The following is a 26328-nucleotide window of genomic DNA, read 5'->3' as shown; positions in this document are numbered from 1 at the left end:
GAATCCGGTTCAAAGCGGATTCTAGCATCAAATCCGGAAAAAGCAAATAAAAGGCGAACCTATGACTTAGTTCTCAGAAGGCATTTCGACATGATGGTATCGATATTGCCCTCAACGCCGACCGAAGTACTGCCGGATTTGTTCAGCTTGGGCACTATCGTTTCAGCAGATCCACCGGCACGTTCACATCTTCAATGCGGAACAAATGCGCGAGCGCGGGATGCTTCGCCGCGACTGCTTTGTACATCTCCCACGCGACGCGCCGATAGCTGAAGTGTCCCGCCACGCCCGACCGCAGCTCCGCAATATAAAGCGCCTCGGCGAAGTCCATCTTGAACATGGCCCGCGTCCGCGTCCCCAGCGGCAAACAATACTGCGCCGACTCAGCCGCCTCCGGCACGCCGCTATCGCGCAGCGAGCGATACGTCGCAAACGCTGCATCCATCGCAGCTTTGTATTCTGCCTCAATCCTCGCCTCCGCCAGCGTGGGCTGGCCGGGGCAAACCGGCTCCTCATACCCATGAGCATCCGTATAGCCCTGCAACAACTGCAGGCACCTCCGATGCCGATGCATATCTCGGAACCCGCCAATGTCCATCAAGATGTCGAATCGGAATCCACGCCCCGCACTGAAGGCCCGCAGCAGCTCATCATGCCGCCCGCGATGTTTCGCCCCCAGCGCAATCAACTCCGCCAGCCGCGCCTCACTCAACGCCGCAACATGCCCGCGCAACTGCCGGTAAGAATAATGGCAATGTGGATAGAGCAGCGAAGTAGCCAGCTCGACCTCCAGCGGCTCGTCGTCATCAATCAAATCCACTACCGGCGCAGGAGCAATCGGCTCACTGCCCATCAACTCGGCAGCAGCAGCAGCCAATTCGCGCCGACTCTCCGCCAGATAATCATTCCTCCCCGCATACTTGACCAGCGTAGGAGCAGTCTTAACCGGACGCAGCAACGCATCCGAGGCACGCTGACCACAAGCAGCATCCACCGAACCAATCTCCTCGCAAAGCACCTCAGCCGCGCCGCGCTGAACATTCCACGCAGGTTCAGTCGCAGCCAGACGCAGCTTCTCCGCAAGCTGCCTTACCTCGGCAAACCTGCTCGTCAGTAAACGCGATACCTGCGTCTCCAGCGTCCGCGCATTCACGATCTGCCCCAGCGAAGTATTCGTCGCCAGCGGCAGCAGATACCGCGCCACATCAAACGCCCGCGCCTTCAGCGTCCGCTCATAAGCCTCCGGCTTCATCTCTTCCGGGCGTGGAATCGCCTTCTTCAAAGCCTCAAGCATCCCCGCGCTGATGCGGTCGTACGCGGCAAAGGACGCCTCAATCGCCGCCGTAAACGCCGGAGTCTTCGCACCAAGATCAGGCGTATACCACCCCGACGTACGAAAATTCTGATACCGCGTCGAGCGCTCCTGCCCGTCCCATCGTTGCTCGTCCACCAGCTCAATCGCCGCCAGCAAGCTCAGCCGCTCCACCGCGAACGGAATGTGCGCCAGGTCGGCAATCGACCGATGCCCATACTGAAAATAAAACGTGTTCAGAAACTGTTCTGCGCGCTGGGCGCTGATCTCCGCCAGCGACTCCTTCATCGTCAGCGCAGAGCGCGAGTACTTCGCCATCGCATACGCCAGCACCTCAGGGTCAGCCCCGTGGATCGCATACACGTCGGTCTCGGTCATCTTATTTTTGATATCGGACATGGAAGCTCAGGTAAGAAGAATTAGCAGCGGAACCCAGAATACGACAACCCCCTGAGGATGTTTCCGTCACTGCCTTCGTATAATTCTCCAAAGCACTTATCGACGGAGGAACATTGACCACGCTGGCTGGCCGCATCGCATTGGTAACAGGAGCTTCACAGGGAATCGGGCGCGCCTGCGCCCTCGAACTAGCCCGCGCCGGGGCAACCGTGGCGCTCGCCGCGCGCAACACGGAAAAGCTCGCCGCCGTAGCCGCCGAGATCACCTCTGCAGGCGGCACAGCCCATGCCTTCGCGCTCGACGTCGCCAGCGAGGGCTCCATCAAAGAGTGCGCCAAGGCAGTCATCACGCAACTCAGCGCAGTCCACATCCTCGTCAATAATGCCGGCATCACCCGCGACATCCTCGCCATGCGCATGAAGCGCAAGGACTGGGATGACGTCCTCACCACCAACCTCACCGGGGCCTTCCTCCTCACCCAAGCCGTCATGTCGCAGATGGTCAAGAACCGCTGGGGCCGCATCATCAACATCACCTCGGTCGTCGGCGAAACCGGCCAGGCCGGTCAGTCCAACTACGCCGCCTCCAAAGCCGGACTCATCGGCCTCACCAAGTCGCTCGCCCGCGAACTAGCCAGCCGCTCTATCACCGTCAACGCCGTCGCGCCGGGCTACATCGAAACCGCCATGACTGCCATCCTCACCGACGAGCAGAAGACCGCCATGACCCAGCACATCCCGCTCGGCCGCGTCGGCACCGACCTCGACATCGCCCACGCCGTCACTTTCCTTGCCTCCGATGGGGCCAGCTACATCACCGGTCACACGCTCGACGTGAACGGCGGCATGCACATGGGGTAAAGCTCCATGCCTGAAATCACAATCCGCGCGGCCACCACTCCCGAAGACGTAGCCACCGTGCGCAACCTGATGCAGGCCTACGGAGACCACCTCACTACGCATCCATCCGGCGCGGCCAGCATCTGCCTCGAAGGTTACGCACGTGAACTCGAGCGGCTTCCCGAAGGCTACGCCACTCTGCTGATCGCAACAGTCGACGGAAAGCCAGCAGGCTGCGTCGCCCTCCGCTCTCTCAAACGTGAAAATCGTTCCTGCGAGATGAAGCGTCTCTGGGTCAGCCAGGGATTTCGCGGCCTCGGCTTAGGGCAGCGATTGCTCGCCGAAGCGATCGCATGGGCGGAACAGGCCGGATACATCGCAATATATCTCGACACGGTCCCGGCAGCCATGCCCGAAGCAAACCGGCTCTACAAAAATGTCGGATTCCTCCCAGCGGAGCGATACAACCAGAGCAACATTCCCGACCTCGTATTCTTCTGCAAGAGCCTCGTGACGAAGACTTGAAGGGGGAGTTCTAAAGTCCGTTTGCTTAGGGGGACGCTTCAGCCGTGCCGAAATGTCCAAGAAAAACGTGCGGCTTTAGCCGCTGAGGTACGATTTTCGTTCACTATAGCGCGCTCATTCATCACTCTAAAGGTGCGACTCTCGACCGCCATTACTTCTGCATTAATAGTGGCTTTAGTAATAGTCTCTTCGGTTCCACCCACCTACGAGGTTCAAGTAAAGGTTCACAGTTTTGCCGCTAACCCTTTATGGATGAACCCAGGCTGGTACAAAACCTCCTTCACCCCCTAACTTAGCCATTGACCAACGCCAAGTTCCTGTTTACTTTGTGGCTAATGGCTGACATGCAAACACTTCCCGCCGACCTCCCCAACGACCACGAAGCGGCACTCCCCATTTCGATCAACATCGGAACAACGATCCGCGGATATCGCTTGCAAAAAGGGATGTCGCAGGGGGACATCGAAAAACGCACCGGCCTTCTGCGCTGCTATCTCTCGCGCGTTGAAAACGGCCACACCGTGCCCTCGCTTGAGACGCTGCAAAAAATTGCGCGCGCTCTCGACCTCCAGCTCTCAGAGTTCTTCGCCGAAGAGATCATCGCCAAAGAAATGTCTTCCCTCAACCTCAGCGAAGACGAGATCCGTTTCCTCACTCAGGTTCAGCGCTACTCCGCCCACCTCAACGAGAGTGATCGCCGCCTACTACTCGCCATGGTGCGCAAGTTCGCCCAGACCACCCTCAGCTAAAGTCCCGTTTTGTTTAAGGGCACGGTTGAAACCGTGCCGCAATTGCTTGAGAACCATGCGGCCTTAGCCGCTGAGGTACGCTTTTCTTCTGCTGAGAACCCTTGATCCACATGTGCTCTACTTCTTCAGGGCCAACAGCATGGGCTTGCTGGCGTAGCCATCGGCTGATCTTCCAGATGCAACCCATCGTGCGCCGGAACGGTGTATTTCGTGAAGAACTCGTTCAACTGCGCCGTCACCTGCTTAACGATCTTCTGCTGCGGACTCTCGCATAGATTCGTCGTCTCGCGGGGATCGGCCTTCAGGTCATAGAACTCATTGGCAAACCTGACGCCTCCATGCGAATAGCGCAGGATGAGCTTATACCCGCGTTTCCATACTCGCAAACCGTCTCGCTTCCCACGCACCGCGAGGCTTGCCAGACAGATGAGATAGATACGACTCACCGGGGAATTAATGCCCTTGGCCGTCTCCGCATCGGAAAAGCCCCCGCTGTATCCAGCAACGTAGCAAACAAGTCCGGCACCAACTTTACCGCAGATTCGCGATCCAGTACCCGAACAGCGCCAGCCCAAACGCTGCCGCTGCAAATGTGACCTTCTGCCTCTCCAGATAGCGCACCCGCCCGGCCATCATCCTCGGCAACAGCGGCACCCCCAGCGCCAGCCCCGACAGAAACCCTCCCAGGTGCGCGAAGTTGTCGATCCGCACAACCGGCACCAGGATCGTCGCCCCACCAATCAGCAGGTTGATCACCGCAAACCACACCACCGACCGCCGCAGCCGCTTCAGCTCAAACCACGGTATCGGCAGCTTGCGGTTCGAGAGCAGCACAATCAAAATGCCTGCAATCCCAAACACAGCCCCCGAAGCACCTGCGCCAACAAACAGCTCCATACGTCCATGGTGAAACAGCAGCGCATCGCCTACATTGTAGGCCATGCTCAACAGATTGCCCGCGATCCCGGTCAGCATGTAGACAGCAATCAGCCCCATCGGGCCAAGCAGCGGCTCACCCAGCAGTCCCAGGTTCCACAAACACCACATGTTTGTGGCGATGTGAATCAGCCCCACATGCACGAACGTCGCCGTCAGCAATCTGTACCACTGCCCATGGAGTACCAGAATCGGGACATTCGCACCATAGTGAACCAACTGCGCTGGCGTCGGCTCGCTCGGCGAAACCCCATGCAGCACCATCCACAGGTACACCGCACAGTTAATACCAACCAGCAAATACGTTCCCGGCGCAGCAAGTACGTTCCATCCGCGCGACCGTGAATTAGGGCGCGCTGCCTCTGTCTCGTAATCAGGCACAGGCCTACGTTGCCCTACGTCGTGCGGGGCTGGGGGAAGAATCTCACCATTAGGCTCGTAAGAAGAAGGCATTCATCTCTACGCTATCGCGCGCAGAGCTTCCGTGACAAATGTGCACGAATCGAATCACAGTTTCACATCATACTGTCGCTGCTAGGTCTGGATTAGCTTGGCAACTCCAAACCTTCGTCTTTAGACAAGACCTCTAGGCAGCGTTCCTGTTGAAACGCTCACGGATATCGGCAGGGATGCGCTCCTGAACGATATGCCCGAGGAAGCCCGGTAAAGGTGTCGCAATGGCGACCAGCACCCACATCAGTGCCGAAAAGACCATCCCGGCCAGCGCGACCGCTTCTAACGAAATCGCAACAGCGTGTGTCTGGGTCAGACGCACCTGAATCGAGAAGATGTGCGTAATCAGCTCCACACGGTGAATGACAACCGCGGCCAGCAAAAAAGCCAAAATCGAGAGCGTACTAACAGAGAGCAGCAGCAGATCGATGGTACGCGCGACATTCTGACGACGGCGACAGTGCGCACACTCTGCCAAATGCTGCTCATAGTCGATGCGCATTGCAGGCGAAAGCCCCGAAATATCATACCGCCAGCCTGAGAGAATATCTCCGACAACCTGGTCGACGCACTGCGCAGAACGCGTGCGACGACGGCTCGAAGGAAATTCCAAAGCTGTATTTTTCATTGGCTTATCCATTCTATCTTCTTTGACCGCTCACGCCATAGAAAAGATTCACAGGATAGTAACGAAAAAAGCAATCTATCGCGAAAAATCCCTATAAAGTAATTGATTCCAAATGGCTTGCTTGAGTGGCAAGCAACAGCTTATTCCCCAATAGGCTGGCCTTACGGCCAAGCGCCTGCTCTGCTGACATGCGGGCCAGTTCCGGCGCATTGTTGGACTCCGAAAGGTGACCGAGCACAATGTACTCAGCCGAGCCGTCGTAGTCGTTCTCCAGAAACTCGGCCATAGCGTGGTTCGACAGGTGCCCCACCCGAGACATAACCCGCTGCTTCACTGACCACGGATACGGTCCATCACGAAGCATCTCCAGATCGTGGTTCGACTCCAGCAGCATTAGATCCACCCGGCGTAATGCTGCTTTCACATTTGGCGGCATATAGCCCAGGTCTGTTGCCAGTGCCATCCGTACACCACCGGACTCGAAGACGAAGCCGCAAGGATCTACTGCATCATGTGGAATTGTGAACGGCGTGATAGCTATGTCGCCAATCGAAAAATCCACTCCAGCACAAAAATGTTCGACTGCCGGCAGGCACGTGGGATCAGTCTTCCGTGCCGATCTCTGGATTATGCTGCAACCATCATCTGAGGGATTCAGCCCCGTTTTGGCACTGACTGACTGGTTCAGGGCCGAATGCGGCTCCGATGCGACCATGGCCAGGTGGGCAACCGACACTGCATCCGTCCCAGGGTCATACTCGGCAGCAACAGTATCAGCCCGTACCTCTTTTTCGCGCTGAATCTGCTCCAGCCACTTCGCATACGACATTGTCGAGCGCGGTGAAAACATCCGCACCCAAGCCTTATGCGTAGGCTCAGTAATGAAGACAGGAATCTTCAGCTTACGAGCTAACACTCCCAGCCCTGCCACATGGTCAATATGCTCATGAGTAATCAGAATTGCGTCCAGTGTCGAGGCATCCTCGCCTGCTTCGGCCATGCGCCGCATCAACTCGCGACACGAGAGCCCGGCGTCCACCATAATCCGCGTGCGGCCGCTGGAAATAACGGTGCTATTGCCCTTTGATCCCGAGGCTAGCACCGTCATCTGCATCATGTTGTTCAGAATACGCCTATATCCTGTGGGGATTGGCGCCTGGTAACGAATTTGGTTCAGGCTGTTACTTCACAGCCGAGCGCAGCGGCGCCAGAAAGTTCACTGTGCTGCGCATAACCACCTCGTTGTGCTGGTTGTAAGCAAGCGTCCGCGTGCGCACAATCCCAAACTCCTTGCGCGACTGCGATTGCCGCACTCCCACCACTTCAATTTCCGTATGGATCGAGTCACCCGGCCTCACTGGCAGCGTCCAACGCATCTCTTCGACACCCGCACCAATCATGCCTCCGGCAACGTTCAGACTCTGCACCCGTAGGCGCATCACAATCGCCGCCGTCAGCCAGCCCGAAGCGGCCAGCCCCTTGAAGAACGAGTTCTCACCCGCGGCCTCATCCAAATGAAACGGCTGTGGATCGTACTTGCTGCCAAACTCTTTGATCTCCTCCGCCGTCACCTTCACTCCACCCAGTGACGCAAACTTCTGCCCGACATAAAAGTCTTCAAAGTAAAGCTCTTTCGCCATAGCCTCTCCTGATTGCTAAAAGTGTACGGGATTCGAGACAGCACTGACTATGCCGAAAGGCAGAAGCGTTCGTTTACCGGATGTGCAGCCATCCGTGATACGCCACCCACGCCATCGCCGCCAGCAGTAATAGGCCACGAAACCGCGTCCACCACGTGAACGCCAGCCATCGTGTGCCATGTCCAGCGCCTTCGACGCGACTGCTACGTGGTCCCACCCTGCTCACCCATTTGAAGTATGTTCCTGGCGAAATCACCATTAACACGCCTGCCCCCGTGAAGAACACACACAATAGCACCACCGCAACTACAGTAAGAACATGAGTCATCATTGTGGATAAGTATAAAATCCGCGGCCGCTCTTCCGCCCAAGCCATCCGGCATCCACCATTCGCACCAACAGCGGACACGGGTTGTACTTCGGACCACCCAACCCCTCAGCCAGCACGCGCATGATGTCCACACAGACATCCAAGCCAATAAAATCCGCCAGTGTCAGCGGCCCCATCGGATGCGCCATCCCCAGCACAAACACCTTGTCCACCGCCTCAGCCGTCGCCACGCCTTCCATCACCGCATAGGCAGCCTCATTAATCAACGGCATCAACACGCGGTTTGAGACAAACCCCGCCGCATCGTTCACCTCCACCGGCGCCTTCCCTAACCGCACAGCAAGAGCCTCAACCGCCGCAAACGTATACTGCGAGGTCGCCAGCCCGCGAATCACCTCAACCAGTTGCATCACTGGTACGGGATTGAAGAAGTGCATCCCAATCACACGCTCCGCCCGCTCCGTCTCCGCCGCGATCTTTGTAATCGAAATGCTCGAGGTATTCGTCGCGAGAATTGTACCTGGCATGAGAATCCTGTCGAGATCACGGAAAATCTCAGCCTTCACTGCAAACTTCTCCGTCGCCGCCTCAATCACCAGATCGCAATCGCCAAGCGCATTCATCGTCAGCGAAGTAGCAATCTTCGCCTTCGCCTCATCGCTCTGCTGCGCAGTTAGCTTTCCTTTAGCCACCTCACGTGCAAGGTTCTTCTCAATCGCCGCCACCGCGCGATCGAGAAACCCCTGCTGCACATCGCAAAGCACAACATCCAACCCTGCCCGCGCACACACATGGGCAATCCCATTGCCCATCGTGCCAGCACCCACTACTCCAACTCTCTTAATCTCCAACATGTCTGCCCTTCACCAAACTCCGCGAGTGTAGCAGCTCATGCTCCTATACCCACGAGCAACACCGTAATGTTGTCGTGCCCGCCGCTCGAATTGGCCGCACTGACCAGAGCCTCGCAAGCACGCTTCAACCCTACCTTCGTAGAAGGCAGAGGCACGTTATCCAGAACCCGTGCGATCTCGTCATCATCCAGCTCATGCACCAACCCATCGGATGCCAACAGGTAAAGGTCCCCCGGCTGCGGCCTATGCCCCTGAATCTCCGGTTCGACCACTGCCTGCGACCCAATCGCACGCGTAATCAGGTTCCGCATTGGCGACCGCGCCGCCTGCGCCCGTGTTATCTGCCCGGCCCGCACCTGCTCCTCTACAAGCGAGTGGTCCACGGTAAGACGTTCCAGCTGTCCGCGCCGCCAGCGATAACATCGACTATCACCCACATGCGCCAGCCACAGTGTCGCCGGGTCGGTCGAACGCGAGTTCGCGTGACGCCGCTGCCCCAACTTGCTCCCATTCGTCATCGGCGCGTGAAGCAGCGCCACCAGCGTCGTCCCCATCCCCGCTAGCCGCGCAGACTGCCGCGACTCCCGATACACCGCCTGGTTAGCCGCCTGAATCGCCGCACTCAACCGTGACTCCGGCTTCTCTGTAGGTTTGCCGTTCGTTGTCATCGGCGCCAAGTTTTCCAGAAGAGTCTCTGCCGCAAGATGGCTGGCAATCTCCCCCGCTGCTGCTCCGCCCATGCCATCGCACACAACATATACCCCAGCCTCAGGCGAAGCCGCGCACGCATCTTCATTGCCCCGGCGCACACGTCCGCGGTCCGACAACATGGCATAGATAAGCTGGCTCTGCGACATCCCGAAAGCTAAAAACCGTCCCCCCAAACGATACACGTCTAAACGCTGGCAACCAAGATTACGTTAGTGTTAGCTGTGAGAGAACTACTGATGAACAAGATGAATCGCATCATCCTCGGCGACAACCTCCAAATCCTCGCCAACATGCCCTCTGCCTCTGTCGAACTTATTTATATCGACCCGCCATTCAACACCGGCAAACGCCAATCCCGTCCGCAGCTTAAAACCATCCGCGACGACAAAGGTGACCGCACCGGATTCGGCGGCCGCCGCTACCGCACCGAGGTCATAGACCACCCCGCCAGCGACGGCTACATCGACGTCTTCGACGATTTCGTCGGCTTCCTCCGCCCTCGCATCGCCGAAGCGCACCGCATCCTCACCCCCACCGGCTCGCTCTTCTTCCACATCGACTACCGCGAAGTCCACTACTGCAAGATCATGCTCGACGAAATCTTCGGCCGCAACTCCTTCCAGAACGAGATCATCTGGGCCTACGACTACGGCGCACGCTCCACCAAACGCTGGCCGGCCAAGCATGACAACATCCTCTGGTACACCAAAGACTCCGACCACTACACCTTCAACCTCGATGCCTCAGACCGCATCCCCTACATGGCCCCATCGCTCGTCGGCGAAGAAAAGGCCGCGCGCGGCAAGACCCCCACCGATGTCTGGTGGCACACCATCGTCTCACCCACAGGCAAGGAAAAGACTGGCTACGCCACGCAAAAGCCACTCGGCATCCTCGAGCGCATCGTCCGTGTCCACTCCAATTCCGGCGACACCGTCCTTGATTTCTTCGCAGGCAGCGGCACCGCCGGAGAAGCCGCAGCAGCACACAATCGACATTTCATCCTCATCGATCAGAACCCCGCCGCTATCGCCATCATGCAAAAGCGCCTCAAGGATTTCAGCCCACACACAGAATCACATCCGGATTGAAAAGCACGTGTCTTCCATTCGCTCCTGCTACGGCATCGGTTCCCGAATAAACTCCATCACCCCTTCACAGACAGCTTTGGCCCCAGTCCACTGGCCCCGCATCACCCGCTTCCCTAACCGAAGGGCGACAAAAACCGGCATTCCAATGAAGGCATATATCGAGTTTCGGCGAATCATCCGGAGCGTCGAGACAGTCACGATTCGAGTCATTAATGGCTTCTGGCCAGCTGACGTGCTCGCCCCTTCTTTGTGCAGCACCGCCGTGTCCTCAGCTATCACGATCTTCCATCGCGTCTTCTGCATGCGCAGGCAAAAATCGCTGTCGTCGTAGTACATAAAGAAGCCTTCATAGAGCACGCCGATCTGTTCAAATACCTCCCTGCGGCAAAGCACACTAGCAAACGTCGTGTAGCAGTTTTTCCCAAACACCACAGGGGCCGTGAAGTGGGTCACATAGCCAATTGCGGGCAGGACCCTTCCGCCACCCCATGCCTGCACTTGCGAAGGATCATGCGCGTACAGCAACACCGTCCCCACCAGCCCCGCTTCAGGACACTCTACCGCGCGTCGCACCAGTTTCACCAGCGTGTCCGCAGGGCAAATCGTATCGTTGTTCAGCAACCAGACGAGATCCGCTCCGGATTCGAGGGCTGCGCGGATGCCCACGTTGCAGCCTTTGGAATAACCCAGGTTCTTCCCCGCCTCAATTACCTTGACCTCATGAAATTCCCGCCGAATCCGCTCCACAGAATCGTCAGTTGAGCCATTGTCCACCACAACCGTCTTTAGATGTCCGTAGCTCTGCTCCCGCAGCGAAGCCAGACAATCCAGCGTGTCGCGCCACCCATTCCAGTTCACAATCACGCACCAAACACAAGGATTGCCCCTGCTTGCCTTCGTCGCGTCCAAACTTGCTCTCCCTTGTACCTCTCTTCACTCTAAACTGGCACGTGCAATACTGCTTGATAGCATAGGGTTGCTCTTACCGAAGCGCCATCGCCTCAGATGATCTCTGTTCTCATCCTCACGCGCAACGAACAGCAGGACCTCCCCGGCTGCCTCGCCTCCGTCTCATGGTCTGATGACATCCATGTCTTCGATTCGTTTTCCACAGACGCGACCGTCGAGATCGCACAGTCAGCAGGCGCGCACGTGACTCAGCGCGCGTTTGACGATTACGCTACCCACCGCAACGCCGCCCTCTCCACGGTCCCTTTCAAATACTCCTGGGTCTTTATCCTCGACGCCGACGAACGCCCTACACATGAGCTCTCACATGAAATACATCAGACCGTCATCGCCGCACCATCCGAGGTCTCAGGCTTCCGTCTTCGCCGTCGCGACTTTCTTTTCGGCACCTGGCTCAAGCATGCACAGATATCGCCGTTCTATATTCGACTCGTTCGCCCAGAACACGCCCGTTACTCCCGCGCTATCAACGAAGTGCTCAATGTAGAAGGTAAAGTTGGCGATTTGAAGCACCAGCTCGACCACTACCCGTTCTCAAAAGGAATCGCTCACTGGATCCAGAAACACAACCTCTATTCCACGATGGAAGCCGAGCTGATTCACGGTCAGCAAGGACTGCAAAATCCTTCCTTGCGAACGGCGCTTAGTCACCGTGACTTCCACACCCGGCGCCTTCATCAAAAAGCACTCTTCTATCGTCTTCCAGGCCGTCCTGTGCTCAAGTGGATTTACATGGTGTTCATCCGCCGATCCATCCTCGACGGCTCGGCTGGTTTGGTATATGCCACGCTCCAATCCATTTACGAGTACTTCATTGTCCTCAAAACGCGTGAGTTAGATCATAGCGCTAAGGAACCTGCAAACAGCAGACCTGTTCAGCCTGAATAACCGTCTATGAAGCCGCTGGCGCAAGAGGACGCGAGGCTGGTGGAAAACGTCGCAGGATGGCGCGACGGACAGGGTTTTCATACCACTTGAAGACAGCTACTGAGGCAGCTACAAGAATGACGTAGGAGAGCCACGGGTCTAAACTCGCGAGGTGCAAGCGATCGAGGACGTGACTTCGATGCAGCAACTGGTAGAGATTGAAGTGAATGAGATAAAGACAGTAGCTGCTTTCGCCTACTAGAAGCAGAGGACGCCACGAGAACCAAGAGGTGATCAGGTGTGGCCCGCTTAGCCCCAGAACAAGCGCGGCAAAAAGTGGCGTGAGCAGGCCACCATGCATGAGCAGGTAGGGCGTCTTTGAAACGAACGTGTAAAAAAAAGCACATATCACAGCGAGGCTAACCGCGCTCAATGCAAGCCGCTGACGCGCGGACATCGGAAGGGCATAGTGGAGTTTGGCCAGCGTGACTCCAGAAAGGAAGGTCCCGAGGTAGGGCAAAGGGGTGAACTTAAGAAAACGAACCCACTCAGTAGAGGTGTAACGGTCAACATGTCCCGCGAGATGGTCAGGATTGATCAGCAGGTAGAGCGAATGGGGGACTAGACCGAGGGACCAGAGCATTAACAACAACAGGATGAGACGTCCGGGGGTCTTGGGCCATGGTGCACGTATAAGCCATGGAAAAGCAATATAAAGGACGGCCTCGCACGAGAGCGTCCAGGCTACGGTGTTCCAGAAGGTAGCTAAGGTAGGGCTGAAGCCCTGGAAGAGAAACGGCGTCATCACGACTCCCCGCCAGAACTCAGCATGGGAGCGCGCGTACCACTCATCGCGGAGCATGGGAAGCGAGATGAAGAGAACCAGCAGGTAGACCGGGTAGAGGCGCGAGACACGAGCCATCCAGAAATCGCGCTTGTTCAAATTACGCCCACGATCGCCGTAGTTGTAAGTAAGCACATAACCTGAGATGAGGAAAAATACGCTGACAAAGACATAGCCGTTGTCGATGAACGGATAAAGCAAGCCCATGTGCGGCGGTGTGAAGTGAAACAGCACAATGAAAAGTGCGAGCAGCGTGCGAATTCCCGTAAGCGCAGGCAACTGAGGTTTACGCGCATAAATAGGTGCTGGCGGCTTTGCCGTCTGAGTGGTCACGGGTACTTCCTGTAGTAGCGCGCTCGAATTCACTTCAGCCTTCTATTGACAGATAATTAGATGCCATTGCGGTGAGGAGGACACAGTAGAACTTAGCAGCCTTTTGATACGACGGCACTGTCAGCACCTCTTTCGAGCATGCTCCAATACGCGCCCAGAAATCTTCCCCAAAAAAGGACCTGGCTTTTCTGCTAAGAGAGCGACTATGCCATATAGAGTCTTGAGATTTCAGGCAGTAACGAGTGAACCCAGTTTTTCACCTTTTACTACGCGGACGATGTTCCCCTGCTCCTTCATGCTGAACACCATCATGGGCATATTGTTGTCCTTGCAAAGCGAAACCGCCGCTTGATCCATGACGCGGAGATTCAGGCGAAGGATGTCATTGTATGTGATGTCGGGAAGTTTAGTCGCTTCGGGAGTCGTTTTAGGATCGGCAGTATAGATGCCGTCAACAGAGGTAGCTTTGAGAAGGATATCTGCCTTGATCTCCATGGCACGTAGGCTGGCTGCGGTATCGGTAGAGAAGAATGGGTTGCCCGTACCTGCGGCGAAGATGACGATGCGGCCCTTCTCAAGGTGGCGGATAGCTCGGCGGCGAATGTATGGTTCAGCAATCTCGTGCATTTCAATGGCTGACATAACGCGGCAGATAATATCCAGCTTTTCGATGGCATCCTGCAACGCGATAGCGTTGATAACCGTTGAAAGCATACCCATGTGGTCAGCGGCTACGCGGTCCATGTCGATGGCCTGCTGAGCAACACCCCGAAAGAAGTTGCCTCCACCGACGACGATGCCAATCTCGCAACCGAGAGAATGAACAGCAGCAATCTCGGCAGCAACTTTGTGAATAAAAACGGCGTCGATGCCAAAGCCTTTGCCTGCAGCCAGAGCTTCGCCTGAGAGCTTGAGAAGGATTCGCTTGTACATGGCTCTGTTCAGTATCGCATGGGCGGAGCCATGTACTCGACAAAGACCTTCCGATGACCAGATGTAATCGCCGCTTTGCAGAGTGAATAGGATAGTCAAACTCTGAAGATGCGAAACTCTCAGCGCGAACTGGCCCTGTGTTGTGTAGGAATTTACCTCTGCTGGGCAGCAATTATCCTTTTTGTAATTCTAACGAGAAACCATGGCCATTTCGTGTATGGGTTAGATGACCCCTCCTTCCTGCAACTCGCCATAGGACGTTTCGGGTGGTTCTATCGATATGAAGTGTATTCCGTTATCTTTTTGACAATGATCTGTATGTGGGTGCTGGGAGAACGTCCCCGCTTCTTGTTCCGGTACTTCGCTCTGGGACTCGTATTCTGTGCTGCGCCATACATTCGCGCAACCGAACTCACGCCACATGCCTCCCATGAAATTTACATCGAGCAGTACCAAATGCATCGCTTTGTCACGGAGTATTATCACAGCGATTACGCTGTGAACGATTTAGGGCTCACTAGTTTTCAGAGGAGGAAGGGCAGCTATGTTCTCGACCTCTATGGGCTAGGATCCCTGGAAGCTGCGCGTCAGCCTGAAAAGACGCCGGAGTGGATGGAAGCGATGGTAAAAAAGCACGGAATCGGTCTGGCGATACTTTTTCCAGAGTGGTTTCAGATTCCACGCTCATGGACACCGGTCGCGAAGCTGTGTGTACCGGAGCCTATATTTGTTCTACCGGAAAAATGTGTGGTTTTTTACAGCACCTCGCAGGATGCAACTGCATTGATCCGTAGGGACCTGGAACGATTTGCTCCGACACTACCCAAGGACGATGCTTTCTGGTTCGATCCGGACCGCAAAGAGGCCGAGCGCCTCGCCCATTGAAAGAAAGTCAACCCGATTCGTTTCGTCAGAAACACAAGAGCCCGGCGATTGTGCCGGGCTCTTGTGAAGTATAGATATGTAACTACGCCTGCAACTCCTCTGAGACGGCAACCTTGGTTGTGGCCACCGTCCAGTTGGGATCACCAACCTTGAAGCGCGCAAAGCGACGAACAGAAATATTCTCGCCGAGCTTTCCGACTTTGGCCGCGATCAGTTGCGCAACTGTCTGGGTCTGCTCCTTGATAAAGGGCTGGTCGAGTAGGCAGACTTCCTCGTAGAACTTCGACATCTTACCCTCGAGCATTTTTTCGATAATGTTGGCAGGCTTACCAGTAGCCGCTGCCTGAGCTCGGTAGATGTCCTTCTCGCGCGCCAAGTCCTCCTCGGTCACGTCCTCGCGACGGACGTAACGGGGGTCAGTCGCAGCAATGTGCATGGCGATGTCCTTGAGCAGGTCCTGAAAGTCGGTAGTGCGAGCAACGAAGTCGGACTCGCAATTGAGCTCCAGTAGGACACCGATCTTGCCACCTGCATGGATGTAAGTACCTACGGCACCCTCATTTGTGGTACGCGAAGCCTTCTTGGCAGCCGAGGCCATACCGCGCTTACGCAGGACGACAAAAGCCTCTTCCATATCGCCTTTGCTCTCCTGAAGAGCCTTGAGGCAGTCGCCCATGGGAGCACCGGACTTTTCGCGAAGTTCCTTGACCAGTTTGGCATCAATCTTCACAGCTGTTTCAGTAGACATAAGTCGTTTCCTTTGATTCTGAGGGGCGTGAGTTTCAACACCCACGCCCAGAAATAATGAGAAAGTATTACTACATGACAAAGGTCACGTCTCGAAGCTGAATTTTCAATCTTCTCACTCCGATTTTCAGACCGAATGCCCTAACCTTCTTGCTTATGCGCCAGTCTCGGCGATAGCCGCATCCGAGTCGTCCGCAACAGCGGCAGCAGGTGCTTTACGAATGTTCCCGCCGAGAACGGCCTCGAAGTCCACGTTGTCGTCATCATCAGAAAGTGCGCTGTAGCGCTGTTCGACGCTTTCGTGTTCACCAGCTTCGCCAACGTGTTCAGAGGAAGTCGCGAGTTGATCAACATCGGCGACTTCGGCCGCGAACGCGTTCTCGGAAACCATCTGTGTGCCCTCGTAGGCCGAGTCTGCGATCTTCGTAGTGAACAGACGAATGGCGCGTAGCGCATCGTCATTGCCCGGGATCACATAATCAACCACAGTGGGGTCGCAATTCGTGTCGACAACAGCAACCACCGGGATACCTAGCTTGCGGGCCTCGGAGACGGCGATAGCTTCGTTATTCGAGTCAACGACGAAGATCGCGTCCGGCAACCGCTTCATGTTCTTGATGCCAGCCAGGTTGGTCGAAAGGTGCTTGCGTTCGCGCTCGAGCTTGATAACTTCCTTTTTTGTGAGCAACTCGTAGCGTCCATCGGTCGACATATCGTCGAGTTCCTGCAGGCGCTTGACCGACTTCTGCACCGTCACCCAGTTGGTTAGCAGGCCACCCAGCCAGCGAGAGTTGATGTAAGGCATGCCTGCTCGGTTGGCCTCTTCGGCAATAGCATCCTGTGCCTGGCGCTTGGTGCCAACAAAGAGGACGATCTTGCCCGAAGCGGTCAGATCGGTGACGAACTTGGACGCCTCCTTGAACATCTTGAGAGTCTTCTGCAGATCGATGATGTAAATGCCATTGCGCTCGCCGAAAATATACTCTTTCATGCGAGGGTTCCACCGCTTGGTCTGATGCCCGAAGTGAACGCCGGCTTCGAGCAGCTCCTTCATCGTAATCGTTGCCATAATGCTCCTTTGTCGAGGCGAACGGACACATCCGGTGCCTGAATTGATCCCTCGCCTATCAACCAGCGAGAGAGATTGAACTCCTTGCCCCCGGCCGCAGGGCTCCGGAGGGTGTTGCGAAAATCAATTCGATGCTCCCCGCTGCCATCCGTCAGCAGACGGCAGCGAGAAGCCCGCTTCTTAGCGTTTCGAGAACTGGAAGCGAGCGCGAGCGCCACGCTGTCCATATTTCTTGCGTTCCTTGCCGCGCGAGTCGCGTGTTACAAAGCCCTCGGACTTGAGGGCCTTGCGCAGCTCGGGGTTGAACTCCATCAGGGCACGGGCGATACCTAGACGCACTGCGTCGGCCTGACCCATGACACCACCACCCTTAACCGTCGTGATGATGTCAAAGGTTTCGTCGATACCTTGCACACCGAGCGACTGCTTGGCCGCTGCGCGCTGTGCCGGCGTGACGAAGTACTGCTCGAACTCACGCTTGTTGACGGTAAATTTGCCACTGCCCGGGCGCAGGAAGACGCGCGCAATCGAGGACTTGCGGCGGCCGGTTCCGTAATACTGAACGAGATCTGCCATGATGCTCCTTAGAACTTGTACCTCTGGGCCAAAAGCCCTGAATCTTGAATCGACCCGACCCAAAGTCGGACCGTAAGCCGAAACCCTGCAAACTAGCTAGCAATCTGCATCGGCTGGGGCTTCTGGGCGAGATGCGGATGACGCTCGCCTTTGTAAACCTTGAGCTTGGTCGCCATCTGGCGGCCCAACTTCGACTTGGGAAGCATGCCTTTGACAGCCTGCTCGATGATGGCCTCCGGGCGGCGGGCCAGCAGGCTGACGAAGGACTCTTCGCGCAGACCGCCGGGGAAACCCGTGTAGCGGCGATAAAGCTTCTTGTCGGACTTGAGACCAGTCAGCACAATCTTCTCCGCATTAATAATGACGACGTGGTCGCCCATGTCGAGATACGGAGTATACAGAGGGCTGAGCTTGCCGGCGAGAACCGACGCGGCGTGAGTGGCGAGGCGCCCCAGAGTCTGACCGCTGGCATCAATGACGAACCACTTGCGCTGAACGTCTTTGCCGCTGGGAATAGTTGTAGGCATGTCGAGTTGCTCCTTGTTTCTGCCGTCTTCAGTGTTCGGCGTGTTCCATGAAGAAAGAATGTTTGCTGCCGCACATCAAATGAAAACTAGCCTGCACGCGGCGCGAGAGATTCCTCGCCCAGGCTCGGGCTCCGCACAAAACCTTTTGGATGGGTGCTTCAGGGCATTCCCGGATGGGAGTGCGCCTGGTGGATCCACCACGGATGTCCCGAATGCCAACGCCGCCCAGTCACAAACAGACACAGGGGCGCAGATGCGAGACTGCGCGAGTTTTAAGAATAGCCGAGACTACTGGGTGAGTCAACGCTTGAATTCGCTCGGGTCCAGCCCTTATACCTCAAACAGATTGACCTCAGCCAACCTCTTATGGGTCGAGTGGCGGCAGAAGAGCATTATCACCGAGGACCGTGCCGAGCGCTTACTTGGACGGAAGCGGACCAGACAAAGGCCCAAAGTTCCCGTCACAATGTAGATAATTGAAGCAGGCTCGGCAACAAGGCAGGGCAGCATATTCATGGCAGCTCCATCAGCAACTACCGGAGAGTACCGCCAGCGAAGCCTATTGCAAGTTCCCCAAAAGTTGTAAAGGCACCCTCCAATGCCCGCATGGAGAGCACCCGCCAGATCATTCGTAGCAAGTCAACTCTCAGCTCTAGGAATCCTTAGAAGCAAGGGTCTCAATCAATTGACCATCCAGTTTAGGTGCGAGAATCCTCACCCGCTTGTCTGATCAACCCTCTGCCAGTAAGAAATGCAAGCATCAACACACCGGTCACAGTTAAAGCCAGGCTCCCCGGTTCGGGGACAACGCTCTGCTGGTCTGTGATCACCTGAAATGGCATAGATGGGCAGCCGCTCTGAGTAGCAAAAGAGCGTACGATACCAGCCCGAGACAGCAGACCTAAAATAACGATTATCTAAAAATGGTCCGTCCACTATGACGAGAAAAATGACACTCCTACGGGAACTCCGACACAGTAAAGTCCGCCCTGCCAGGTTGTCAAGAAAAATCGCTGGCCTTAAACCAGCTATAGAGATCGAGTAAATGTTTATATAGCTACCTTTCGACCCCTTAGCTTAGTAGAGCTATCACCACGGTGGTCGGCCGATGTTCGAGAGAGCCCAGCAGATCCATTGTTGGAAAAGTAACCCACATTTAACTACTTAAGAAATTTTGGCCTGACCATTTATCTGTACGCCGTATTCGGAATGGCTCAAGCAAGGACATAACAATCACGTGTCGCCGTTGTATGTGCTCTTACGCTTGTCACTTCAATGTCCTCTTTGCTCGGCCCGGCCCGGTAGAGTTCTCGCAATCGCATCCCAACCGCTTGGGAATTGGAATTGATTGAGGGTGCCCCAAACTTATGCGAGCAGGCGCTTCAAATTCGCGAAGCTAATCTTCAAACTGTCGAGCGCTGGAATCTCCGTGGTGTCCTGCTCGACGAAGAAGTACTTGATGCCGACAGCTGAAGCGGCATTCCATATCGCGCGCCAATTAATCGTGCCTGTTCCTACCTCAGTGAAGTGCTGGGCATCTTTGCCGAGGATGGTCGATGGCAGGAAGTCAGGTTTGCGGTCTTTGAAATGTAGTGATTGAAGGCGGTGTCCGTGCTGCCGGATAAGCTGGACAGGGTCGGAGCCAGCTTCGGTGACCCAGTAGCAGTCCATCTGCCACTGAACGAGATGGGGATCGGTTTCGGCGAGAAGGATATCTAAGCCGGTGCGGCCATCGAAGCGCTGAAACTCTGTGTTGTGATTATGGAAGGCGAAGCTAAGGCCAAGTTTGCGGGCTTGTTCTCCCCACTGATTGTACTGGTGCGCGGCCTGCTTGAAGCCGTCGACTGAGTTGGCGATGTTGACGGGGGTCGATCCGACGACAACGTAGTGAACGCCAAGTTCTTTCGCGTAATCAAGACGTTGACTCATCTCGTTGTAACCGAAATGTGCGCTGGGCAAAGCAAGACCTGCGTCGGTGATCATCTTGCGCAGGTCTTTTGCGTTCGTGCTCTTGTACTCGGCGGCAAAGGTTTCGACGCAGCGATAGCCAATCTGACGGATGGTCTGGAGCGTCTTGACCGGGTCAGCTATGACGTCTTTACGCGCGGTGTAGAGCTGAACGCCAAACGCGCTCAAGGGTGCAGCTTCGGCAAAGGACGACGCTCCAAGACCCAAGCCCGCAGCCGCTGCAACTGTACCGCGAAGAAATTGCCGCCGCGTGTGCAGTAAACCCAACGAATCAATCATCATTTCCTACACTCCTTCTTCAGAATTCGGGTCAGTCCGTAATCAAACTCGGACTGACCCATTGTTGAGTCTTAGGTGTTATTAGAACAAGATCTTCGCGCCGAACTGGAAAACGCGTGGATCGCCCGAACCATTGATCGTTCCTAGGCTATTAGGCGTTCCTATAACGCTATTTTTGCTGGACACGGTGGTTACCGGATTGTTGAGATTGGTGTGGTTCAGGATGTTGAATCCTTCTGCACGGAACTGGCCGTGAACACGACGTTCGGTGAAAAAGTCCTTAAAGATGGAGGCGTCAATGTCTTCATATCCTGGACCGCGATAAACATTGCGGTGCGTATTACCGAAGGTGCCGATGGCCGCCGGATTGAAGGCTGCCGGATTGAAGTATTCCGCAATACGCGAGAAACCGGCAGTACGATTCGTACTAACGCCGGGAACGATGTCGGCGTAGTCGTTGCCGATGCCAGAGAGTGATCGGTCTGTGCCGCTGGTTACAGTGTAGGGCATTCCTGTCCGAAGGTTCGCGATCATATTCAACTGCCATCCGTTGGCGAGCTCACCCCAGTGCCGGCTACTGGTGAACTTCGGCAGATAGTAGTTGGCGGAGATGTTGACGCGCACGGCCTGGTCAAAGTCGGCGGGGCCGCGAGAGCTGTTGAGGTTGTAGGGGTTTGGCGGACCAGCCTGGCCTTCCGTTCCCGATGAGGTGTTGTCCGTGACTCTGGCCCAGACCAGATTGCCGAGCAGAGTCAGGTCCCTGGAGACACGGCGGGTGACGTTGAGTTGGAGCGAGTTGTAAAGCTCGTACGAGTAGGCGTCTGCCAGTTCCATCGCTCCGAGGCCGGGATAGAGACGGCGTGAGTTTTCGTTGCCGATGGTCGCTCCCGGGCCATAAACCGCTGGGTTGAACTGCCGCGAAGCCATGATGTGAACCGCGTGGTTTCCAACGTAGGCAAGCGACATAGCCATGTTGCCGGGAAGCTGCTGCTCGACGGTGAGGTTGTAGTTCTGGTTGTAAGCGACCTTCGATGCGGGATTAAGGAGGCCTCCTGACACGGGTAGGATGAAGCTGTAGGTTTTGAACTGGCTTGGCGGGACGTGCGCGCGCGGAAAGGGATCGCCGCCGGGGAAGCCGGCATAGATGTTGTCCCAGGCCGGGGGCGCTGGAATGTTGAGGTAGAGGTCAATAGGCTGTGCTGCGTCGGTCCGCTGATAGAGCAAGCCCTCGGGGAAGCCGTAGAAGATGCCGTAGGCACCGCGGACGACGGTCCGCCCCTGACCGGCGACATTGTAGGCGAAGCCGAGACGTGGACCGAATGCTTTGTAGTTGTTGTGGAAGACCGAAGGGACGGTTCCTGCATCGCCATTGAAGACCATGCCAACGGGCGCGCCGGGGGCAACGGTTGATTGCTGGCCAGCCTTGAAGCCGACGAGTGATTCGTTAAGGTCAATCGGAGGAAGCCAGGGGTCCCAGCGAACACCAGCGTTGACCGTCAACGCACGTGTGACCTTCCAGTCGTCCTGAATATAGATAGCAGGACGGTTTTCGCGCAGGTAGAATTTGCGGCCGTTGTCCTGGAAGAAGGTGGAGCCGAGTCCTAGATAGAAGTCCGCGGCGGCGGAGCCTCCTTGGCCCGCGGCATTCTGGGTGCGGGAACCGTTGAAGGTGTGGTCGCCGGGCGTATAGGAGAAGTCGTCGGCGTCAATACGGGTGCGCTCGTATCCGCCGCCAAAGCTAATCGTGTGCGCTCCAAGGACCTTCACCAGTTGCGCTTTGTATTCAAAAGTAGTCGAGTCCTGAGTGAGCGCTCCACCGGAGAACAAGTCGACGAAACCGGAGATATTGGCACGCACACCCGCGAAGATGGGGACGGTTGTGCCCAGGGGCAGGTTCTGACCGAGATCCTGCAGGGTATGCAGCGTCGGCGTCTCAGGTATTTGTGTGCGCGCGTAGCGTGAACCTGTCGCGTAGATCGTGCCGGTGAGCGTATTGCTGAAAATTTGCGTGTCGCTTAACGTAAGCGACTGATTGCGGAAGAGATTTTCGGCAAAGAAGCCCAATGGCGCGTTGAACGCACGCTGGAAGTTGTCCTGCACGTAGAAATAACGACCGCTCAGGTGGTTGTTCGCGTGGACGGCGTGATCGACCTTGACGAGATATTGCGTGCGGTCGACGTTGGAGTTTGAGGAAGACTTGAAGTTGCCGGTCTGCTGGTTAGTGTTTGGGTTAGCAAGGACTGGATCGATGTATTCCTTGGCGACGGCTGCGGAGAGTGGGCTTTCAGGAGTGGTGATGATGTTACCGGAATAAGGCAGGCCGGTTGAAGGGTTGTAGATAGTTTTCGATTGGCCGGAGAAATCTCCCTTCAGCTCGGCGGCTGTCGGGACGTTGATGCTGATCGGATTTGGCGACGATCGCTGCTGCATGTCTTCTGCAGCGAAGAAGAAGAATGTCTTATCTTTGCCGTTGTAGATGTGCGGAATCACAATTGGCGCACCAACTGTGCCACCGAACTGATTGAGTTTGTATGGCGGGATGGTGCTCTGAAAGTAGTTCTTTGCATTCAGAACAGTATTCCGGAAGAACTCGAACGCCGAGCCGTGAAGCTGATTGGTACCAGAGCGTGTGGAGAGCTGCACCACCGCGCCCGCGCCCGCAAACTCCGCACTGAAGTTCGCCGCCTGAATGGTGAACTCCTGGAGCGCATCTGGGTTCGGCAGAATGGGGACCGAATCAAAGAAGCGATCGACGTAGATAGAGCCATCAAGCTGATAGTTGTTCTGGGTTGCGCGAAGGCCGTTTACAGACAGGCCAGTGTTATCTTGCTGTCCGCTCTCTGTCCCCGTGTTTGTCAGCACCGCACCAGGCGTCAATGCCGTAAGCTGCAATGGATTTCTTCCATTCAAAGGAAGGTCTTGCATTTGCTTTTGGTCGACGGTCGTAGCGACCTCGGAGGTTGCTGTCTGGATCTGTTGCGTGTCCGTGTCGACCTCAACCGAAACAGTTTGGATTCCAACAGTCAGCTTGATGTCGAGCGCGATGTTCTGGCCGGTCAGCAGTTCAAGCGCTTCGCGTTGCTGCGTCTGAAAGCCATGCTTCGCAATCTGCAGTGTGTAGGAGCCGATGGGCAAGTCAGGAAAGACAAAGATGCCATCACCATTTGTCTGCTGAGTTCGAGTAAGCCCGGTAGAAGGGTTGGTGGCGGTGACGGTGGCATCCACAATGTTTGCGCCAGTTGTATCGCTGACCGTGCCACGGATGCTGCCTGTCGATTGCGCCAACAACATATTCCCGGGGAAGAGAGAGAAGACAATCCCAAGAGATAAAAACAAAAGTCTGTATCGTCTGAACTTCATTTTGGCCTTCCTTTCCAGTGCTTAAGCAGGACTAACGTCGATACATGGGCTTTGAAGCGCCGCATCCATGGCGCTCCGGAATACTATGTCAAATCCGCAACAGAAACCGTCGAATGTGTCCAATACGATTGCAACGCCATAGCAACTGGTCGGCTAGCATCGATACCAGCTGTGATTGGCGCACTTACAGAGCTACCCGTGATAATTGCGTCGAGGAAATTTTTGGGATGTGCGGCGTCAAGGTTCTGAGTGGACTTCACCTCTACCGGAACGCCACGTGTCGGGGTGTAGGTATAGCCCTCGCGCGTCAGGTTTAGGTTTCCTTCGGTGCCTTCGAAGTAGACAGATGGATGATCATCACGGATGGAGAGTACTGACGACTCAAAGTTTAGATTCCAATTCTTGTACTGGATCATTGCACTTACTGTGTCTGGATTGTCCCTCTCCTGGTGAAGAACATAGATGCCACCAAACGCAGAGGCTTTCTGCGGCTGGCTATCGTTAAGCATCCACTGCGCAACATCCACCCAGTGCGTGAGAATGTCGGCGAGCAGGCCATTGCCGTATGCATGAAACGACCGCCACGAGCTATAACGCACCAACTCGTAGGGAACCTTCGGCGCGGGTCCAAGGAAGAGGCCCCAGTTAAGATTTGCCGGCTTCGGCTCAGGCTTGATGTCACGCCGCTGCCATGGAAAGTTGCTCCACACTGCACGAACGAAGACGACATTGCCAAGCTTGCCGCTGTCGAAGAACTCCTGCTTTGCGCGCGCATAGTGCTCACCACTGCGTTGCTGCATGCCGCACTGCAACACACGTCTGGAGCGTCCGGCAGTCTCGCTGAGTTTCGTATGATCACTCCAGCGATGCACTGTCGGCTTTTCCAGGTACACGTCCTTGCCTGCGTTCAAGGCATCGCAACCGATCTCTACGTGCAGATGATCTGGCGTGGAGATCAACACAGCGTCCACATCTTTGCGCGCAAGCAGATCATGATGGTCGACGGCTAGTGCAGGCTGTGCAAGATTCGCCGCGAACCGCTGCTGAAACTTTTTCGCCTGTTCGCCATAGACATCACAAAGCGCAACAATCCGAACGCGAGGATCTTGCACGAAGCCGTTGCTGACGATAGTGCCACGGCGTCCTAATCCAATAACGCCAAGACCAACACGGCCGTTTGCGCCGAGCACCGACGCATACGAGCGGGCAGTCATCCCTTGGGTTGACATGGCCGCAATGGCCGCACCGGAGTAGAGAAAATCACGGCGGTTCATTCGGAAAACGCTCCCTTCATCGCTTTGTATGCCGGGGCAATCACCTCGGCGCCATTTTTAGAAAGATCCTCGCGTTCCTCTTCGTTTTCGACCCAACCCTTCCAGCCGATTTGCTCGATGGTGTGCGCAACCTCAGCCAGTGGGAACGTGCCCGTGCCTAGTGTGACCAATCGTCCATTCTTGTAATCGCGCAGATGAAAACCAACAATCCGCTGAGAATGTGCGCGGATGAAAACCGGCAGGTTTGCACCGCCACGATACGCGTGACCGGCATCGAGCACAAATGAGACCAGCGAAGGATCTGTCTTCGTGTACAGCGCCTCTATTTCACCGAGCTTAGATTCAAATTCGGGCCAGTGGTTGTGATAGGCAGCCGTAATCCCTACGCTCCTGGCAAAGCGTCCAGCCTGGTTAAGTCCCTCGATCTTCCACTTGAGCTGCTCCTCGCTCGAAACAGGAGCCCCACTCAAGATGAGGTGCTTTGCACCCAACGCGGCGCCACCCCTGGCAATGCCTTCATATAAAGAAGCCGGAGCGATGCATGTTCGCGTGTCATAGCTCTGCGTAGGTAGAAAGATATGAACACCGAAGAACGTCAGTCCAGTCTGCGCAATCAGTCCTCTTGCATGACTAGGTGATTCGAACTGCGCGCTCACATTGCGGAAGCTGCTTTCGAACCCTTGATAGCCGATCTGCTTCACCTGCGCGAGTGCGCTCATGAAGCTGTTGAAGTTTTTAGGATCGATAGGGAAAGCGTTCAACTGAACACCGAAACTAATACCCGCATACTCCCTGGTTTCTGCGAACGCATATGGGAAATGTCCGAGCACTCCCGCACCTGCCGCCGCAATCGTCTTCAACACTTTCCTTCGTGTAAACTGCTCCATCAATTTCCCCCAGAAATGTTGCAGATACCTATTCTTTTGGATGGCCGGGATTATAGGAACCTTTTAGAATCATTGTCAATCTATTTCAATAGATTGAATAACGCATTTAAAATCAATGAGTTAGGTGACAAAGCTCGCTCTATAAAGAAGAATGCTCAGATTGGAGTAGATATCAATACCAGCAAAAGCCCACTCAGGTTGATAACCGAGTGGGCTTTTTAATGGGTATGCTCCAGCCCTAGCTGGGTACGCTCATGATAGCCCGCTCTGAACACGAAATGTTCTGAGGGCAGCAACAAGCGTTATGTAGAAGGTGAATCACAATGCCAAGTTAAAAGGATC

At 55.7% G+C, this 26328-nt stretch carries 26 protein-coding genes; 6 read left to right on the top strand and 20 right to left on the bottom strand.

Translation table 11 applies throughout. The annotated features are described in order from the left end of the window. Positions 1 to 154: 154 nt before the first annotated feature. Positions 155 to 1711, bottom strand: coding sequence for an FAD-dependent thymidylate synthase (locus IEX36_RS13645; protein ID WP_188760114.1), 1557 nt, complete (start codon positions 1709 to 1711; stop codon positions 155 to 157). Positions 1712 to 1824: 113 nt separating this feature from the next. Here IEX36_RS13645 and fabG point away from each other — a divergent pair, with 113 nt between their 5' ends. The 3 genes from fabG to IEX36_RS13630 all read left to right on the top strand — a co-directional run bounded on the left by fabG (position 1825) and on the right by IEX36_RS13630 (position 3824). Further along, on the top strand, positions 1825 to 2571 hold the full coding sequence (fabG, locus tag IEX36_RS13640; protein WP_188760113.1) for a 3-oxoacyl-[acyl-carrier-protein] reductase: 747 nt from the start codon (positions 1825 to 1827) through the stop codon (positions 2569 to 2571). A gap of 6 nt (positions 2572 to 2577) precedes the next feature. Further along, positions 2578 to 3075, top strand: a complete 498-nt coding sequence (locus tag IEX36_RS13635) for a GNAT family N-acetyltransferase (RefSeq protein ID WP_188760112.1) — start codon at positions 2578 to 2580, stop codon at positions 3073 to 3075. A 344-nt stretch (positions 3076 to 3419) separates the two neighbouring features. Beyond that, positions 3420 to 3824, top strand: a complete 405-nt coding sequence (locus tag IEX36_RS13630) for a helix-turn-helix domain-containing protein (protein ID WP_229669011.1) — start codon at positions 3420 to 3422, stop codon at positions 3822 to 3824. A 125-nt stretch (positions 3825 to 3949) separates the two neighbouring features. Here IEX36_RS13630 and IEX36_RS13625 read toward each other — a convergent pair whose 3' ends face one another. The 8 genes from IEX36_RS13625 to IEX36_RS13590 form a co-directional block, all read right to left on the bottom strand. Beyond that, complete coding sequence (locus tag IEX36_RS13625) at positions 3950 to 4210, bottom strand: hypothetical protein (protein WP_188760110.1); 261 nt, start codon at positions 4208 to 4210, stop codon at positions 3950 to 3952. Between the two features lie 145 nt (positions 4211 to 4355). Continuing rightward, entirely contained in the window at positions 4356 to 5213 is an 858-nt protein-coding gene (locus IEX36_RS13620) for a rhomboid family intramembrane serine protease (RefSeq protein ID WP_188760109.1), read from the bottom strand. A 133-nt stretch (positions 5214 to 5346) separates the two neighbouring features. Then, on the bottom strand, positions 5347 to 5853 hold the full coding sequence (locus tag IEX36_RS13615) for a hypothetical protein (RefSeq protein WP_229669010.1): 507 nt from the start codon (positions 5851 to 5853) through the stop codon (positions 5347 to 5349). Between the two features lie 79 nt (positions 5854 to 5932). After that, positions 5933 to 6958: an MBL fold metallo-hydrolase gene (locus tag IEX36_RS13610; RefSeq protein ID WP_188760108.1), complete on the bottom strand. Its 1026-nt coding sequence runs from the start codon at positions 6956 to 6958 to the stop codon at positions 5933 to 5935. Positions 6959 to 7022: 64 nt separating this feature from the next. Beyond that, positions 7023 to 7481 carry a MaoC family dehydratase gene (locus tag IEX36_RS13605; RefSeq protein ID WP_188760107.1) on the bottom strand — a complete coding sequence of 153 codons (459 nt, stop codon included), beginning with the start codon at positions 7479 to 7481 and terminating at the stop codon, positions 7023 to 7025. A 73-nt stretch (positions 7482 to 7554) separates the two neighbouring features. Continuing rightward, on the bottom strand, positions 7555 to 7740 hold the full coding sequence (locus IEX36_RS13600; protein WP_188760106.1) for a hypothetical protein: 186 nt from the start codon (positions 7738 to 7740) through the stop codon (positions 7555 to 7557). Between the two features lie 68 nt (positions 7741 to 7808). After that, positions 7809 to 8666 carry a 3-hydroxybutyryl-CoA dehydrogenase gene (locus IEX36_RS13595; protein WP_229669009.1) on the bottom strand — a complete coding sequence of 286 codons (858 nt, stop codon included), beginning with the start codon at positions 8664 to 8666 and terminating at the stop codon, positions 7809 to 7811. 35 nt (positions 8667 to 8701) lie between these two features. Further along, a complete protein-coding gene (locus tag IEX36_RS13590) occupies positions 8702 to 9523 on the bottom strand; it encodes a PP2C family protein-serine/threonine phosphatase (RefSeq protein WP_188760105.1) in 822 nt (273 codons plus the stop codon). A gap of 90 nt (positions 9524 to 9613) precedes the next feature. On the opposite strand from IEX36_RS13590, the gene IEX36_RS13585 reads away from it, so the two are divergent. Beyond that, entirely contained in the window at positions 9614 to 10468 is an 855-nt protein-coding gene (locus IEX36_RS13585; RefSeq protein ID WP_229669008.1) for a DNA-methyltransferase, read from the top strand. Between the two features lie 27 nt (positions 10469 to 10495). On the opposite strand, the gene IEX36_RS13580 is transcribed toward IEX36_RS13585, so the two are convergent. Then, the gene (locus IEX36_RS13580; protein WP_188760104.1) at positions 10496 to 11377 is read right to left on the bottom strand and encodes a glycosyltransferase family 2 protein; all 882 of its coding nucleotides are present in this window, start codon (positions 11375 to 11377) and stop codon (positions 10496 to 10498) included. A 96-nt stretch (positions 11378 to 11473) separates the two neighbouring features. Between IEX36_RS13580 and IEX36_RS13575 the strand changes: the two genes are divergently transcribed. Beyond that, entirely contained in the window at positions 11474 to 12325 is an 852-nt protein-coding gene (locus tag IEX36_RS13575) for a glycosyltransferase family 2 protein (protein WP_188760103.1), read from the top strand. A gap of 4 nt (positions 12326 to 12329) precedes the next feature. Here the strand turns inward: IEX36_RS13575 and IEX36_RS13570 are convergent, their stop codons facing one another. Both IEX36_RS13570 and pyrH read right to left on the bottom strand, forming a co-directional pair. Then, a complete protein-coding gene (locus IEX36_RS13570) occupies positions 12330 to 13481 on the bottom strand; it encodes an acyltransferase family protein (RefSeq protein WP_229669007.1) in 1152 nt (383 codons plus the stop codon). Between the two features lie 228 nt (positions 13482 to 13709). After that, on the bottom strand, positions 13710 to 14414 hold the full coding sequence (gene pyrH / locus IEX36_RS13565) for a UMP kinase (RefSeq protein ID WP_229669006.1): 705 nt from the start codon (positions 14412 to 14414) through the stop codon (positions 13710 to 13712). A 108-nt stretch (positions 14415 to 14522) separates the two neighbouring features. On the opposite strand from pyrH, the gene IEX36_RS17530 reads away from it, so the two are divergent. Continuing rightward, the gene (locus IEX36_RS17530; RefSeq protein ID WP_229669005.1) at positions 14523 to 15299 is read left to right on the top strand and encodes a DUF8728 domain-containing protein; all 777 of its coding nucleotides are present in this window, start codon (positions 14523 to 14525) and stop codon (positions 15297 to 15299) included. An 82-nt stretch (positions 15300 to 15381) separates the two neighbouring features. On the opposite strand, the gene tsf is transcribed toward IEX36_RS17530, so the two are convergent. The 8 genes from tsf to IEX36_RS13520 all read right to left on the bottom strand — a co-directional run bounded on the left by tsf (position 15382) and on the right by IEX36_RS13520 (position 25959). Continuing rightward, complete coding sequence (gene tsf / locus IEX36_RS13555) at positions 15382 to 16047, bottom strand: translation elongation factor Ts (protein ID WP_188760100.1); 666 nt, start codon at positions 16045 to 16047, stop codon at positions 15382 to 15384. 153 nt (positions 16048 to 16200) lie between these two features. Then, on the bottom strand, positions 16201 to 17115 hold the full coding sequence (rpsB, locus tag IEX36_RS13550; protein WP_188760099.1) for a 30S ribosomal protein S2: 915 nt from the start codon (positions 17113 to 17115) through the stop codon (positions 16201 to 16203). A gap of 180 nt (positions 17116 to 17295) precedes the next feature. Continuing rightward, positions 17296 to 17691, bottom strand: coding sequence for a 30S ribosomal protein S9 (gene rpsI, locus IEX36_RS13545; RefSeq protein ID WP_188760098.1), 396 nt, complete (start codon positions 17689 to 17691; stop codon positions 17296 to 17298). Between the two features lie 92 nt (positions 17692 to 17783). After that, positions 17784 to 18218: a 50S ribosomal protein L13 gene (gene rplM, locus IEX36_RS13540; RefSeq protein WP_188760097.1), complete on the bottom strand. Its 435-nt coding sequence runs from the start codon at positions 18216 to 18218 to the stop codon at positions 17784 to 17786. Between the two features lie 1365 nt (positions 18219 to 19583). Beyond that, entirely contained in the window at positions 19584 to 20465 is an 882-nt protein-coding gene (locus tag IEX36_RS13535; protein ID WP_188760096.1) for a sugar phosphate isomerase/epimerase family protein, read from the bottom strand. Between the two features lie 81 nt (positions 20466 to 20546). Continuing rightward, positions 20547 to 23825, bottom strand: a complete 3279-nt coding sequence (locus IEX36_RS13530) for a TonB-dependent receptor (RefSeq protein WP_188760095.1) — start codon at positions 23823 to 23825, stop codon at positions 20547 to 20549. A gap of 83 nt (positions 23826 to 23908) precedes the next feature. Next, entirely contained in the window at positions 23909 to 25099 is a 1191-nt protein-coding gene (locus IEX36_RS13525; RefSeq protein ID WP_188760094.1) for a Gfo/Idh/MocA family protein, read from the bottom strand. After that, on the bottom strand, positions 25096 to 25959 hold the full coding sequence (locus IEX36_RS13520) for a sugar phosphate isomerase/epimerase family protein (RefSeq protein ID WP_188760093.1): 864 nt from the start codon (positions 25957 to 25959) through the stop codon (positions 25096 to 25098). Before IEX36_RS13520 ends, IEX36_RS13525 begins: the two co-directional genes overlap by 4 nt. Positions 25960 to 26328: the final 369 nt, after the last annotated feature.

Origin of the sequence: Edaphobacter acidisoli, assembly GCF_014642855.1 — a bacterium.
Lineage (GTDB): Bacteria > Acidobacteriota > Terriglobia > Terriglobales > Acidobacteriaceae > Edaphobacter > Edaphobacter acidisoli.
The sequence above is the reverse complement of the archived record's forward strand: the minus strand, read 5'-3'. Positions and strand labels throughout refer to the sequence as shown.

What these genes read in the sequence shown, in the direction of transcription:
- IEX36_RS13635 (WP_188760112.1), top strand. Translation starts at nt 2,578, where the DNA reads ATGCCTGAAATCACAATCCGCGCGGCCACCACTCCCGAAGACGTAGCC.
- rpsB (WP_188760099.1), bottom strand. Translation starts at nt 17,115, where the DNA reads ATGGCAACGATTACGATGAAGGAGCTGCTCGAAGCCGGCGTTCACTTC.
- IEX36_RS13615 (WP_229669010.1), bottom strand. Translation starts at nt 5,853, where the DNA reads ATGGATAAGCCAATGAAAAATACAGCTTTGGAATTTCCTTCGAGCCGT.
- IEX36_RS13610 (WP_188760108.1), bottom strand. Translation starts at nt 6,958, where the DNA reads ATGATGCAGATGACGGTGCTAGCCTCGGGATCAAAGGGCAATAGCACC.
- IEX36_RS13630 (WP_229669011.1), top strand. Translation starts at nt 3,420, where the DNA reads ATGCAAACACTTCCCGCCGACCTCCCCAACGACCACGAAGCGGCACTC.
- IEX36_RS13525 (WP_188760094.1), bottom strand. Translation starts at nt 25,099, where the DNA reads ATGAACCGCCGTGATTTTCTCTACTCCGGTGCGGCCATTGCGGCCATG.
- IEX36_RS13620 (WP_188760109.1), bottom strand. Translation starts at nt 5,213, where the DNA reads ATGCCTTCTTCTTACGAGCCTAATGGTGAGATTCTTCCCCCAGCCCCG.
- pyrH (WP_229669006.1), bottom strand. Translation starts at nt 14,414, where the DNA reads ATGTACAAGCGAATCCTTCTCAAGCTCTCAGGCGAAGCTCTGGCTGCA.
- IEX36_RS13600 (WP_188760106.1), bottom strand. Translation starts at nt 7,740, where the DNA reads ATGGTGATTTCGCCAGGAACATACTTCAAATGGGTGAGCAGGGTGGGA.
- IEX36_RS13585 (WP_229669008.1), top strand. Translation starts at nt 9,614, where the DNA reads ATGAACAAGATGAATCGCATCATCCTCGGCGACAACCTCCAAATCCTC.
- IEX36_RS13595 (WP_229669009.1), bottom strand. Translation starts at nt 8,666, where the DNA reads ATGTTGGAGATTAAGAGAGTTGGAGTAGTGGGTGCTGGCACGATGGGC.
- IEX36_RS13645 (WP_188760114.1), bottom strand. Translation starts at nt 1,711, where the DNA reads ATGTCCGATATCAAAAATAAGATGACCGAGACCGACGTGTATGCGATC.
- IEX36_RS13530 (WP_188760095.1), bottom strand. Translation starts at nt 23,825, where the DNA reads ATGAAGTTCAGACGATACAGACTTTTGTTTTTATCTCTTGGGATTGTC.
- rpsI (WP_188760098.1), bottom strand. Translation starts at nt 17,691, where the DNA reads ATGGCAGATCTCGTTCAGTATTACGGAACCGGCCGCCGCAAGTCCTCG.
- IEX36_RS13535 (WP_188760096.1), bottom strand. Translation starts at nt 20,465, where the DNA reads ATGATTGATTCGTTGGGTTTACTGCACACGCGGCGGCAATTTCTTCGC.
- IEX36_RS13575 (WP_188760103.1), top strand. Translation starts at nt 11,474, where the DNA reads ATGATCTCTGTTCTCATCCTCACGCGCAACGAACAGCAGGACCTCCCC.
- tsf (WP_188760100.1), bottom strand. Translation starts at nt 16,047, where the DNA reads ATGTCTACTGAAACAGCTGTGAAGATTGATGCCAAACTGGTCAAGGAA.
- IEX36_RS17530 (WP_229669005.1), top strand. Translation starts at nt 14,523, where the DNA reads ATGCGAAACTCTCAGCGCGAACTGGCCCTGTGTTGTGTAGGAATTTAC.
- IEX36_RS13590 (WP_188760105.1), bottom strand. Translation starts at nt 9,523, where the DNA reads ATGTCGCAGAGCCAGCTTATCTATGCCATGTTGTCGGACCGCGGACGT.
- IEX36_RS13605 (WP_188760107.1), bottom strand. Translation starts at nt 7,481, where the DNA reads ATGGCGAAAGAGCTTTACTTTGAAGACTTTTATGTCGGGCAGAAGTTT.
- rplM (WP_188760097.1), bottom strand. Translation starts at nt 18,218, where the DNA reads ATGCCTACAACTATTCCCAGCGGCAAAGACGTTCAGCGCAAGTGGTTC.